Source organism: Qipengyuania sp. SM2512 (genome assembly GCF_054954005.1).
Genome location: NZ_CM143134.1, coordinates 2,742,667 through 2,755,176, shown reverse-complemented (window position 1 = coordinate 2,755,176; position 12,510 = coordinate 2,742,667). Strand labels below are relative to the sequence as shown.

Below are 12,510 nucleotides of genomic sequence, written 5' to 3'. Positions count from 1 at the left end.
AGCGGCTAAATCATCCTGTCCCGGCCCGAAAGCAGCAGTCAGCGATTGCGGCGCAGCCGCGGATTGGGCTGGAGCTGGTCGATCATGGGGAGGAAATCGTCGGGGCGGATTATCCGCTCGAACTGGAAGCCCGCGCGGTTGTCGCGCATCCAGATGCAATAGGCCTCGATCCGGCCGACGATCGGCAGGCGGATGATCACCCGATCGCCGCGCTCCAGATCATGGGCGTCGTCGATCATGAAGCCGGTCGCCGAGATGTTCGAGACATGCATCCGCACGTCGCCGGCGCGGAAATGCTCCGCGATCACGGGGTGATCGACAGGATGGCGCGCCATACGCCGCTGGTCGGTGACGCTGAGCTGAGCTCCGGCACCCATGATATCCATTCCTCCGTGTTCGCTGTAGTCCGCCATATTGGAGCCCAAAGGCTGACAATTGGTAAAGCCGGATCGGCGAAACGGCGGGCAATTACGCGCTCTGGCGCAAGTCAGCCCCGGATGATCGCATGTTTCTTTTTGCCGAGGCTGAGACGCGCCTCGGTGCCGGGTGGCAGCGCCAGCAGATGGCCGACATCGTCGATGGTCATCCCGTCGAGTTTGACCGCCCCCTCCGCGAGCTTGCGCTTGGCCTCGCCATTGGAGGCGGTGAAGCCGAGCTCGGTCAGTGCGGCTCCGATCCGCATACCGTCGGGGCCGAGCTGCAGTACGGGAAGATCCTCTCCAAGGCCGCTGCCCGTAAAGGTCTCCGACGCGGTCGCTTCGGCGATACGGGCCGCCTCGGTGCCGCGCACCAGCGCGGTGACTTCGTTGGCGAGGACGATCTTCGCGGCGTTGATCTCGCTCCCCTCGAGCGCTTCGAGCCGCGCGATCTCGTCCAGCGAGAGATCGGTGAACAGCCTGAGAAACCTCCCGACATCGCGGTCGTCGACATTGCGCCAGTATTGCCAAAAGTCGTAGGCGGGGAGCTGCGCCTCGTTGAGCCAGACCGCGCCCGAGGCGGATTTGCCCATTTTGGACCCGTCGGCGGTGGTCAGCAGCGGGGTGGTGAGCCCGAACAACTCGCGCCCCTCCATCCGTCGCCCGAGCTCGAGCCCGTTGACGATATTGCCCCACTGGTCGCTGCCGCCCATTTGCAGCCTGCAGTCGTACCGCCGCGCCAGTTCGACGAAATCATAGGCCTGCAGAATCATGTAGTTGAATTCGAGGAAGGTCAGCGCCTGCTCGCGTTCGAGCCGCTGCTTGACCGAATCGAAGGTGAGCATCCGGTTGACGGTGAAGTGCGGCCCGACGTCGCGCAGCATCTCGAGATAGCCGAGCTCGCCCAGCCATTCGTCGTTGTTGACCATCACCGCATCGGTGGGGCCGGTGCCAAAGGTCAGCAGCCGGTCGAAGACGGTGAAGATGCCCGCGACGTTTTCGGCGATGGTGGCGTCGTTCATCAGCTTGCGGCTCTCGTCGCGGAACGAGGGATCGCCGATCTTGCCGGTGCCGCCGCCCATCACGACGATCGGCTTGTGTCCCGCCTGCTGCAACCGGCGCAGCATCATGATCTGCACCAGGCTGCCGATATGCAGCGATGGCGCGGTGGGATCGAAGCCGATATATCCCGGCACGATCTGTTTCGCGGCGAGCGCGTCGAGCGCCGCAGCGTCGGTCGCCTGGTGGATATAGCCGCGCTCGTCGAGCAGGCGCATCAGATCGGAAGTGTAGCTGGTCATGATGGTCGCTGCGCTAGCATGGGGGAGCCGGGGTGCAACAGATGGATTTGACGCCGCACCCATCGAGCCCGCCTGCGGGCGAGTGGGCGGTGCGCTTTTCGTGGCGGCTGACGCCGCACTGGCTGACGCTGCGCTGGCGGATTGCCGGCAAGGGCGAGTTGGCGATCCCGAAGCTCGCCGGGCAGGGCCGGGCGGACGGATTGTGGCAGGCGACCTGTTTCGAGATATTCCTGCGCCACGGTGAGGGGCCGGGCTACAGCGAGTTCAACCTCTCGCCCTCCGAACGCTGGGCGGCCTATGACTTCGACGATTATCGCGAAGGGATGCGGGAGCGCGACCTGCCGCGCGCACCGGTCTGCTCCTGGCGCGCCGGATCGGCCTTCTCGCTGTTCGACGCAGCGATACCCACGCACGGGCTGCCCGACCTGCCCGCCGCCTTCGGCGCGAGCGCGGTGCTGGAAGAGGCAGCGGGCAAGAAGAGCTATTGGGCGGTCTCGCATCCGGGAAGCCGACCCGATTTCCATCATGCCGATGGTTTTGCGCTGGCTCTGGAGCCTGCGAGCTAGGCCTTCGCGAACGGGCCGTTGAGCTGCACGATCTTGCGGTTGAGCAGCGCCGCGAAACTCACCCAGGCGATATAGGGCAGGTTGAGCCAGGCGGCGAGATCGGAATAGGGCGCCAGCCCGACCACCAGCGACAGCACCGAGAGCCAAAGCAGCACGACTTCGCGCAGCGCCCAGTCGGGCCGTTTGGCGACGAAGAACAGCGGCGACCAGGCGAGATGCGCGAGGAAGTTCACTGCGAACAGCGCGCCGATGACGACCCGGTCGCCCGGCTCGGGCGCACCGGTCCAGGCGAGATAGAAGCTCCACCCGGCAAGCCCGAGGATGATCGTCCATGCCGGGCCGAACAGCCAGTCCGGGGGCTGCCAACTGGGCTTTTTCAGATTGCGGTACCACTCGCCGATCTCGGTCAGCAAGCCGCCCGCGCCGCCCAGCACGATCGCCCAGGCGGCGCCGATGATCGCGGGAGTCCACTCGATATCCATGATGCAACAGCAAGCCCAGGCTGCGCGGGTTCCCGCGTTGGGAAAAACCTTTGCCTTTGTTGGCCCCTTGATACAACCGGGCGGCATGAAATTCGGTATCGACCGGCTGCTCGCCGACCCCGCCCTGCGCCGCCCGCTCGAAGGCAAACGCGTCGCGCTCGTCGCGCATCCCGCCTCGGTGACGCGCGATCTGACGCATTCGCTCGACGCGCTGATCGCCGCCGGGGTAAACGTCACCAGCGCCTTCGGCCCGCAGCACGGGCTCAAGGGCGACAAGCAGGACAATATGGTCGAGACCGGCGACGATACCGATCCCGTCTACGGCATCCCGGTGTTTAGCCTCTATGGCGAGGTGCGCCGCCCGACCGGGCAGATGATGTCGAGCGCGGATGTCTTCCTGTTCGACCTCCAGGATCTGGGCTGCCGGATCTACACCTTCGTCACCACGCTGCTCTATCTGCTCGAGGAAGCGGCGCGCCACGGCAAGGAAGTCTGGGTGCTCGATCGTCCCAACCCTGCGGGGCGACCGGTCGAGGGAACGCTGCTCGTGCCGGGTCAGGAGAGCTTCGTCGGCGCCGCCGAGATGCCGATGCGGCACGGTTTGACGATGGGCGAGATGGGGCACTGGTTCATTCAGCGCTTCGATCTCGATGTCGCCTACCGCGTGATCGAGATGGAGGGCTGGCAGCCCGCAGGAGCAGGCCATGGCTGGCCCGAGGAGCGGATCTGGATCAATCCTTCGCCCAATGCCGCCAACGTCAACATGGCGCGCGCCTATGCCGGGACGGTCATGCTCGAGGGCACAAACTTGAGCGAGGGCCGCGGCACCACCCGTCCGCTCGAGGTGTTGTTCGGTGCGCCCGATCTCGACGCTGGCGCCGTGCTGGCGACCATGGACAAGCTCGCGCCCGACTGGCTGGCGGGTTGCCGCCTTCGCCCGTGCTGGTTCACCCCGACCTTCCACAAGCACGCCGACCAGCTTTGCAGCGCGCTGATGATCCACGCGGAGGGCCCGCATTACGACCACGCCGCCTTCCGCCCCTGGCGGCTGCAGGCGCTGGCCTTCAAGGCGATCCGCACGCTGCACCCCGATTACGACCTGTGGCGCGATTTCCCCTATGAATACGAACTCGAACGGCTCGCGATCGACGTGATCAACGGCGGTCCGGCTCTGCGCGAATGGGTCGACGATCCGCAGGCCGTACCGCGGGATCTCGACCGGCTGGCGAGCGCGGACGAAGCGAACTGGCGCGAGCAGATCGCCCCTGTCCTCCTCTACCCCTAATCGCCGGTTGACGGGGCCGCCCGACTAGGGAAGGTTCGCATCCGGCGACGGGCAGACCCGCGCCTGGGAGAGGGTCGAATCATGGCGACAGCGGCGCAGACCGCCACCACGCAGCGCTCGGTGAGGACCACCTTGTGGATCCTGCTGACCGTCTACATCTTCAATTTCATCGACCGCCAGATCGTCAATATCCTAGCCGAGCCGATCGCGCTCGATCTTGGGCTAAGCGACACGCAGATCGGGCTGATGACCGGGCTCGCCTTTGCACTGTTCTACACGCTGCTGGGCCTGCCGATCGCGCGCTATTCCGACCGGGCGACCACCAACCGCCCGCGGCTGATCGCGATCGCGCTGGCGACCTGGTCGGCGATGACAGCGCTGTGCGGGTTGGCGCAGAATTTCTACCAGCTGCTGCTCGCGCGAATCGGCGTCGGGGTCGGCGAGGCCGGATGCACCCCGCCTGCGCATTCGCTGATCAGCGATATCGTGCCGCCAGAACGGCGCAGCTCGGCGCTGGCCTTTTATTCGCTCGGGATCCCGATCGGCACCTTGCTGGGGATGATGATCGGTGGATTTCTCGCCGACTGGGTGGGCTGGCGAATGGCGTTTCTGTTCGTCGGCCTGCCCGGTGTCGCAATGGCGCTGGTGGTCCATTTCATGCTGCGCGAACCGCGGCTGGGGATGGCCGGAGCGAGCGATTCCTCGGCCGCGCCCGCGCCCGAACTGTCGCTGTGGGTTTCGGTGCGCACGGTGATGCAGTCGCGCGCCTTCGTGCTGCTCCTGCTTGCCGGCTCGACCGCCTCCTTCCTCGCTTATGGCAAGACGACCTGGACGACGATCTTCTTCCAGCGCACCCACGAATTGACCCCGGGCGAGGTCGGCTTCTGGTTCGGCGTGATCAACGGCGCGGCGGGCATCCTGGGCACCTGGCTGGGCGGCTATCTCGCCGATCGCTTCGGTGCCAGGAACCGCCGCCACGTGCTGACTGCACCGGCTATCGCGATGGCGGTGGCTGCGCCGATCGCCTTCCTCGCCTATCAGGCTTCGACCTGGCAGGCGGCGCTGGCGCTGCTGATCGTCCCGACCTTGTGCAACTCGCTCTATTACGGCCCGACCTATTCGGCGGCGCAGGGGCTGGTGCCGCTGCGCGCGCGGGCGATCGCGGCGGCGGTGCTGCTGTTCTTTCAGAACCTGATCGGGCTGGGGCTTGGGCCGCTGTTCTTCGGGATGCTCTCGGACCTGCTCCAGCCAGCCTATGGCGAGGAAAGCGTGCGCTTCGTTCTCTACGGTGCGGCGTTCCTGGGGCTCATCCCGGCATTCTTCTTCTGGCGCTGCAGTCTGCGCTTGCAGGAGGAACTCGACCAGAAGGGGTAGAATTGCATACCTTCGTCATGCTGAACTTGATTCAGCATCCATAATTCAGCTTCGGCAGGCGTGAATCCTGAAACGAGTTCAGGATGACGGGAACCCGAAAACCCGCCCTAGCGTGCTGGCCGCAACAGGTCTCCGTCCTCGATCCTGGGGATCGGGCGGATATCGTCGGGATCGCCCTTAGCGACCAGAACCGCGCAGCCATCCTCGCGGCGATCGACCGCCCAGATCAACAGTGGTTCTTCTTCCGTAGCGGGTTCGCGGTCGAGCGGGGGCTGGTTCGTTTCCTCGCGCGCCTTGTGAATACGGTCGCGGCAGATCACGTCGTTGGGCCGCCCATCTTCGTAGGTTTTCCAAGCCAATACCGGCCCCCGATAGGAAGGCATCGCGGCCATGGCCTCGCCGCTTTCGGTGGGAGCCGAAGCCTGATCGCCGGGAGGAGCATCGCCAACCTCATGCGCCAGCGCGGGGGCGACTGCGGCCAAGAACAGCAGCAAGGCGGTCGAAAGGGTCGGGGTTTGCATGTGCATTCTCCTTGAGGGCAAGAATACACTAGAGTGGCTCATCGATCAAACCGGCCGCAGACAGGGCACAAACAGGCTCACCCCACCAGCTTTCGTCATGCTGAACTGGTTTCAGCATCCATCTCTCGGATTTGGGAGCGCGTGGCGGGATGGATCCTGAAACGAGTTCAGGATGACGGAAAAAAGGGCTGAGGCTTTGTGAAATCCAGGGTCAGCAATCTCACCCGTGCTTGCGGCTCAATTCGCGTGTTGCCGCTTCGAGCCCGTCCAGCGTGAGCGGATACATCCGGTCGCTGACCAGCTGCTTCATCACCTTGGTGGACTGCGAATAGCTCCACTGCTTCTCGGGTACCGGGTTGAGCCAGACAGTCGCGGGATAGGTGTTGGTCACGCGCTGCATCCAAGTTGCGCCCGCTTCCTCGTTCATATGCTCGACGCTGCCCCCGGGGTGGGTGATCTCATAGGGGCTCATCGCCGCATCGCCGACGAAGATGATCTTGTAGTCGTGGCCATATTTGTGGAGCACATCCCAGGTCTTGGTGCGCTCGGCCCAGCGGCGGCGGTTATCCTTCCACACGCCTTCGTAGAGGCAATTGTGGAAATAGAAAAACTCGAGATTCTTGAATTCGCTGGTCGCTGCGCTGAAGAGCTCCTCGGTGACCTTGATGAAGGGATCCATCGAGCCGCCGACATCGAGAAACAGCAGCAGCTTGACCGCATTGTGCCGCTCGGGGCGCATGTGGATGTCGAGCCAGCCCTGCTTGGCCGTCCCCGAGATGGTCGCGTCGATATCGAGCTCGTCTGCGGCGCCTTCACGCGCGAAGCGGCGCAAGCGGCGCAGCGCCATCTTGATGTTGCGGGTGCCCAGCTCCTTGGTGTTGTCGAGATTCTTGAACTCGCGCTTGTCCCACACCTTGAGCGCACGCTTGTGCTTGCTCTCGCCGCCGATCCGCACGCCCTCGGGATTGTAGCCCGAATTGCCGAAGGGCGAGGTGCCGCCGGTGCCGATCCACTTGTTGCCGCCCTCGTGGCGCTCCTGCTGTTCGGCGAGCCGCTTCTTCAGCGTCTCCATGATCGCATCCCAGTCGCCCAGTTTCTCGATCTCGGCCATTTCTTCGGGCGAGAGAAATTTCTCGGCAACCGATTTGAGCCAGTCTTCTGGAACATCGACCGGGTTTTGGCCGTAATCCGAGATGATTCCCTTGAAGACTCGCTGGAATACCTGGTCGAAACGATCGAGCATGCCCTCGTCCTTCACGAAGGTCGCGCGGCTGAGATAGTAGAAGGCCTCGGGCGTTTCCTCGATCACCTCGCGGTCGAGCGCCTCCAGCAGAGTGAGGTGCTCCTTGAAGCTGGCCTTGATCCCGGCCGCCCTTAGCTCGTCCATGAAGTCGAAAAACATGCGCTATGTATAGCGACCTCTTTGCGGAGCGCCAGCCTTGCCGCGCACGATCTGGCAAAGGCGCGGATGCTTAAGAAGGCGCTAACACATTGCGATTATGACAATCCCCGAACTACGGGGGATTACGCTCATCATGGACTGCACGGCACTGGATGCTCGCGGAGCGTCCGCGCTCGACACGATTCCCGAGGCATGCGGGAAGGTCACCGTCGGTTGCTCCGACGTAGCCGGCATCGTCCAGGCGGTGATCGATACCTCGGGCGTGCTGCGCGCCGAGCATCTCGAGTTGCAGGGTACCGTCCACGAGCTAGAGAAAGACCAGCGCCGGGTCGCCGAAGCCAGCGACGAGGCGCGGCTGCTCTCGGCCAGCGCGATCGAGCGGCTGGGGCAAGGCACCAGCCAGATCCAGTCCTCGCTGTCGCAGATCACCAAGCTGCTCGACATGGTTGAGACGCTGGCGACCCATGTCACCGGCTTCGCCGCGGCGATGGATCAGGTGAAGCGCTGCTCCAGGGACATCGCGCAGATCGCCGAGACCACCAATATTCTCGCGCTCAACGCCACTATCGAGGCGATGCGGGCGGGCGATGCCGGGCGCACCTTCGCGGTGGTCGCCAACGAGGTCAAATCGCTCGCCGGCGAAACCCGCAAGGCGACCGACGAGATCGGCGAGGTGATCGAGACGCTCGGAGCCGAGGCCACCGGGGTGATCCACCGCATCGAGGAAGGCGCCAAGGCCAGCAGCCAGGCCAAGAACTCGGTCGCGAGCATCGAGCAGACGCTCACCGGGGTCACCGATCTGGTCGAGGAGGTCGATGCGCAGAACGACCAGATCGCCAAGGCGACCGCGATGATGACGGGCAATGTGATGCGCGTGCAGGATGTGCTCGAGAGCTTCGACAAGGCTGCCAATGGCAATGAGATGAAGCTGGCCACGGTCCACAGCCGGATGGAAGACCTCGAGATGGTCGCCAGCGACATGTTCGACCGCCTGGTCCAGTCCGGGCTCGCTCCGCAGGACAGCGTGATGGTCGAGAAGGCGCAGCGCCAAGCGCGGCTGGTGGAGACGCTCGCCGAGCAGGCGATCGCTGCTGGCGAACTGACCCTCGATCAGGTGTTCGATCAGGACTACCGCCTGATCGAAGGCTCAAACCCGCAGCGCTATCGCACCGGCCTGATGGACTGGGCCCACCGCAACTGGCGGCCGGCGCTCGACTCGCTAAATGGCGAGGATGAGCGGATCATGGCTGCCGCCTGCACCGACATGAAGGGCTATCTGCCTACCCATATCACCAAGCATTCGCAGGCCCCGACCGGGGATCTCACCCACGACACGCAGTTCTGCCGCGATGGGCGAATAATCCTCGAACCGATCGACCAGAAGGCCAAGCGCAGCTTCGCGCCCTACATGATGGCGGTCTATCGCCAGGAGGGCGACGGCAAGACCTATCGCGTGGTGCGCAATGTCTATGTTCCGATGACCATCCAGGGCCGCCGCTGGGGCGATTTCGAAGTGGCTTACTCGATCGACTGATCGCCGGGCCGGATTCTAACCGGGATTGCGGCGCGCCATGAAGGCGAGGCGTTCGAACATCATCACGTCCTGCTCGTTCTTGAGCAGCGCGCCGTGGAGCGGGGGAATCGCCGAATTGGGGTTGCTGTCCTGCAGCACCTCCAGCGGCATGTCCTCGTTGAGCAGCAGCTTGAGCCAGTCGAGCAATTCGCTGGTGCTGGGCTTCTTCTTGAGCCCGGGCACCTCGCGCAGCTCGTAGAACATGTCCATCGCCTTGGTGACGAGGGTCTTCTGGATATCGGGGAAGTGGACCGCGATGATCTCGCGCATCGTGTCGCGATCGGGGAACTTGATATAGTGGAAGAAGCAGCGACGCAGGAAGGCGTCGGGCAGTTCCTTCTCGTTGTTCGAGGTGATGATGACGATCGGGCGCTCGGCGGCGGTGATCGTCTCGTGGGTCTCGTAGACATCGAAGCTCATCCGATCGAGTTCCTGCAACAAATCGTTGGGGAACTCGATATCGGCCTTGTCGATCTCGTCGATCAGCAGCACCGGCAGCTCGGGCGCGGTGAAGGCTTCCCACAGCTTGCCCTTCTTGATGTAGTTGGAAATGTCGTGGACCCGCTCGTCCCCGAGCTGGCCGTCGCGCAGGCGGGCCACGGCGTCGTATTCATAGAGGCCCTGCTGGGCCTTGGTGGTCGATTTGACGTTCCATTCGATCAGCGGCGCGCCGAGCGAATCGGCGACTTCCTGCGCCAGCACCGTCTTGCCCGTGCCCGGCTCGCCCTTGACCAGCAACGGTCGGCGCAACGTTACCGCGGCATTGACCGCCACCTTGAGATCTTCGGTGGCGATGTAGGATTGAGTGCTTTCGAAGCGCTGCGTCATTGTAATTCCCGGGCTGTCCGATTGCGATTTGCAACCCGGTTAGGGGTGGAGGCGCGCCGGGGCAAGGGGGCGCGTCACCGGTCCAGCGCCAGGATCCGCTGCCCGATCGCCAGCAGCCCCGCGGTATCGGTGTCGGCGGCGGGATTGTTCCAGCCCAGCGCCAGCATGTGCCAGGTGCCCGCCTCGTCGCGCAGCAGCCAGCTGAGGTTGCGCACGCCCGGTTCGGATCCGCCCTTGAAGCCGACATAGCTCCAGTCCGCCCGCGCACTGTCTCCCAAAGCCGTTTTGACCGCCATGATGCGCCGCGCGGTGTCGTCGTCGCTCTCGGCGAGCCGCCGCATCAGCCGGCGCTCGTCCTCCATGCTGGCGAACCATTCGATGCTGTCGATCATCTTGGGAGTGCCGCCCGAGAACACATCCATGATCGGCGCCGGATCGACCCCTTGCGTGACCAACCGGTCGAGGATTGCCCGGCGCCCGGCCTCGTCCGCCTGCGCATAGGCCGTTCCCTGCTCGCCTCCCTTGAGCACGAACATCTCGACCGTTTTCAGGAAGGGCGTCGAAAGCTCCGGTGCCGAGTGGCCTGTCGCGCGCATTTCCGCCTCGATCGCCTCGCGCCCGACCGCGTCGATCAGCAGATCGGTGGCGGTGTTGTCGCTGATCGAGATCATCAGCGTTGCGGCGGTATGAAGCGTGAGCGGTGCGCCCTCGGGCCAGTCTTGCATGATGCCGCTGGGAAAGCTCCTGTCGCCCAGCGTGACGACATCGTCCCATTCGAGCCGCCCTTCCTGCACCGCACGATCCAGTGCCGAAAGGACATAGAGTTTGAAGGTCGAGCCCAGCGCATAGGGCTGCTGCGGATCGCCGTACGCGAAGACCGGCTCGCCCTCGAGAGGGCCGAACCAGGCCGCGGCGCTGCCGGGCAGGGCCTCGAGGTCGGCGGTGATCTTCTCCGCGCTGTCGTCGACCGGCTCGAACGACTGCAGCAGCAATTCGGTGATCTTGCCCGGCGGCTGTGTCTGGATCGCGATTCCGCCGCTCGCCAGCGCACGCTCCATGCGGATGGTGATCGCGGCCCGCGCAGGGCTGACCGGCTCGATCGACTCGACCGTCAGAGCCTGACCGAACTGCGCGGTCAATTGTTCGCCGATCGCTTTGAGCTGTTCGGCGGGGATGCTCCGCAGAAAGCTTTCGGCCATCGCCTCCTCGGGGGCGAGCGTGCCGTTCAGCAGTTCGACCACCTGCGCTGTGCGCTGCTCGAGCATACTGGCTTCGGCCGGTTCATCCATTGCCATTGGCTGCGCTGCGAGATGGGCCAACGGAGTAAAAGCGACGCCGATCGATAAAAGGGCAGAGGCAAAACATTTCATGAAAGGCTCCTTGATCGACGCTATCCTAGCGCCGAATGCAGCGGGCTCAACCGCAAGGACCGGCGCAGCCTGGTATTCGGGAGCGAGTTCCGTTGGCCCAAGGCGCCGGCATCCCTATGGCCACACGACCTATCCTGCTCCGGAGACCCCCATGCCGACCGAGACCATCACCATCCAGACCGAGGCCGGACACGCGCTGGAAGGTTCGCTCGAGATGCCGACCGGGCTGGTGCGCGGCGCGGCGCTGTTCGCGCATTGCTTCACCTGCACGCGGCAGAGCAAGGCGGCGGTCGCGGTGGCGCGTGCGCTGTCGCGGGAAGGGATCGCCTGCCTGCGGTTCGACTTCACCGGGCTGGGCGGCAGCGGCGGGGATTTCGGACGCGCCGGCTTTGCGACCGATGTCGCCGATCTGGTGCTGGCGGCGCGGTTTCTGGTCGAACGCTTCGAGCAGCCGGTGCTGCTGGTCGGGCACAGCCTGGGCGGGGCGGCGGTGCTGGCTGCGGCGGAGGATATCGGGTCCGACAACATCGCCGCTATCGCCACCATCGGCGCGCCTTCGGACGTCCCGCATGTGCTCGAGCGCATCAAGGGCGATCTGGTCGCGATCCGCGCAACCGGCGAGGGAGAAGTCTCGATCGGCGGGCGCGCATTCACGCTGGGACGCGAATTCATCGAGCGGGTCGAGAATGCCGACCTGCTCGCCGAGGTCGCCAAATTGCGCAAGCCCGTCCTGCTGCTGCATTCGCCGACCGATGAAATCGTCGGGATCGAGAACGCCTCGGCGCTGTTCGGCGCCGCCAAGCACCCCAAGAGCTTCGTCAGCCTCGAGGGCGCGGACCACCTGCTGCTCGATTCGCGCGACGCCGAATTCGCCGCGAGCATGATCGCCAGCTGGGCGCATCGCTACCTGCCGCTGCGCGACGACTGGCCGATGCCCGAGGACGGCGTGGTGGTGAAGACCGGCCACGGCAAGTTCGGCACCGAAGTGCATACCGCGAGCCACCGCTTTGTCGCCGACGAGCCGCGCAGCGTCGGGGGCGACGACACCGGGCCGACGCCCTACGACCTGCTGCTCGCCGCGCTGGGGACCTGCACCGCGATGACGATGAAGATGTATGCCGACAGAAAGGGCTGGCCGTTCGAAGGTGCGTCCATCCATCTCACCCACGAACGCAACCACGAGGCGGATTGCGCGGAATGCGCGAAAGGCGCGGGGACGGGCGCGGGCCTCCAGGCGCTTACCCGCAGGATCGAGCTGGCGGGCGAAGCGCTGACCGCAGAGCAGCGCGAGAAGATCATCGCCATCGCCGATAAATGCCCGGTCCACCGGACGCTCGAGGGGCCGCTGCACATCCAAACCGAGAGCTGACCCGCTCGCCCGGGACCAAGCCC

The 12,510-nt window shown here is 64.8% G+C and carries 12 protein-coding genes; 5 read left to right on the top strand and 7 right to left on the bottom strand.

Features of this window, described 5'->3' with window-relative positions; translation table 11 throughout:
• Positions 1–38: 38 nt before the first annotated feature.
• Entirely contained in the window at positions 39–377 is a 339-nt protein-coding gene (locus ACQ5J0_RS13685; RefSeq protein ID WP_462568108.1) for a PilZ domain-containing protein, read from the bottom strand.
• 110 nt (positions 378–487) lie between these two features.
• Positions 488–1,717 carry a tyrosine--tRNA ligase gene (tyrS, locus tag ACQ5J0_RS13680; RefSeq protein WP_462568107.1) on the bottom strand — a complete coding sequence of 410 codons (1,230 nt, stop codon included), beginning with the start codon at positions 1,715–1,717 and terminating at the stop codon, positions 488–490.
• Between the two features lie 41 nt (positions 1,718–1,758).
• On the opposite strand from tyrS, the gene ACQ5J0_RS13675 reads away from it, so the two are divergent.
• Positions 1,759–2,283: a DOMON-like domain-containing protein gene (locus tag ACQ5J0_RS13675; protein WP_462568106.1), complete on the top strand. Its 525-nt coding sequence runs from the start codon at positions 1,759–1,761 to the stop codon at positions 2,281–2,283.
• Here ACQ5J0_RS13675 and ACQ5J0_RS13670 read toward each other — a convergent pair.
• Positions 2,280–2,765 (bottom strand): TspO/MBR family protein, encoded by a 486-nt coding sequence (locus tag ACQ5J0_RS13670; RefSeq protein WP_462568105.1) that lies wholly within the window; start codon positions 2,763–2,765, stop codon positions 2,280–2,282. The two genes, ACQ5J0_RS13675 and ACQ5J0_RS13670, sit on opposite strands and share 4 nt — an antisense overlap.
• A gap of 85 nt (positions 2,766–2,850) precedes the next feature.
• Between ACQ5J0_RS13670 and ACQ5J0_RS13665 the strand changes: the two genes are divergently transcribed.
• Together ACQ5J0_RS13665 and ACQ5J0_RS13660 are read left to right on the top strand one after the other, a co-directional pair.
• A complete protein-coding gene (locus ACQ5J0_RS13665) occupies positions 2,851–4,050 on the top strand; it encodes an exo-beta-N-acetylmuramidase NamZ family protein (RefSeq protein WP_462568104.1) in 1,200 nt (399 codons plus the stop codon).
• Positions 4,051–4,131: 81 nt separating this feature from the next.
• Positions 4,132–5,424, top strand: a complete 1,293-nt coding sequence (locus tag ACQ5J0_RS13660; RefSeq protein WP_462568103.1) for a spinster family MFS transporter — start codon at positions 4,132–4,134, stop codon at positions 5,422–5,424.
• 107 nt (positions 5,425–5,531) lie between these two features.
• Here ACQ5J0_RS13660 and ACQ5J0_RS13655 read toward each other — a convergent pair whose 3' ends face one another.
• Positions 5,532–5,945 carry a hypothetical protein gene (locus ACQ5J0_RS13655; RefSeq protein WP_462568102.1) on the bottom strand — a complete coding sequence of 138 codons (414 nt, stop codon included), beginning with the start codon at positions 5,943–5,945 and terminating at the stop codon, positions 5,532–5,534.
• Between the two features lie 220 nt (positions 5,946–6,165).
• The gene (locus tag ACQ5J0_RS13650; RefSeq protein ID WP_462568101.1) at positions 6,166–7,347 is read right to left on the bottom strand and encodes a vWA domain-containing protein; all 1,182 of its coding nucleotides are present in this window, start codon (positions 7,345–7,347) and stop codon (positions 6,166–6,168) included.
• A 133-nt stretch (positions 7,348–7,480) separates the two neighbouring features.
• Here ACQ5J0_RS13650 and ACQ5J0_RS13645 point away from each other — a divergent pair, with 133 nt between their 5' ends.
• A complete protein-coding gene (locus ACQ5J0_RS13645; RefSeq protein WP_462568100.1) occupies positions 7,481–8,881 on the top strand; it encodes a methyl-accepting chemotaxis protein in 1,401 nt (466 codons plus the stop codon).
• A gap of 15 nt (positions 8,882–8,896) precedes the next feature.
• Here ACQ5J0_RS13645 and ACQ5J0_RS13640 read toward each other — a convergent pair whose 3' ends face one another.
• Positions 8,897–9,748 carry an AAA family ATPase gene (locus ACQ5J0_RS13640; protein WP_462568099.1) on the bottom strand — a complete coding sequence of 284 codons (852 nt, stop codon included), beginning with the start codon at positions 9,746–9,748 and terminating at the stop codon, positions 8,897–8,899.
• 74 nt (positions 9,749–9,822) lie between these two features.
• Complete coding sequence (locus ACQ5J0_RS13635; protein ID WP_462568098.1) at positions 9,823–11,037, bottom strand: serine hydrolase; 1,215 nt, start codon at positions 11,035–11,037, stop codon at positions 9,823–9,825.
• 232 nt (positions 11,038–11,269) lie between these two features.
• On the opposite strand from ACQ5J0_RS13635, the gene ACQ5J0_RS13630 reads away from it, so the two are divergent.
• Positions 11,270–12,487: a bifunctional alpha/beta hydrolase/OsmC family protein gene (locus tag ACQ5J0_RS13630; protein ID WP_462568097.1), complete on the top strand. Its 1,218-nt coding sequence runs from the start codon at positions 11,270–11,272 to the stop codon at positions 12,485–12,487.
• The last annotated feature ends 23 nt before the right edge of the window (positions 12,488–12,510 follow it).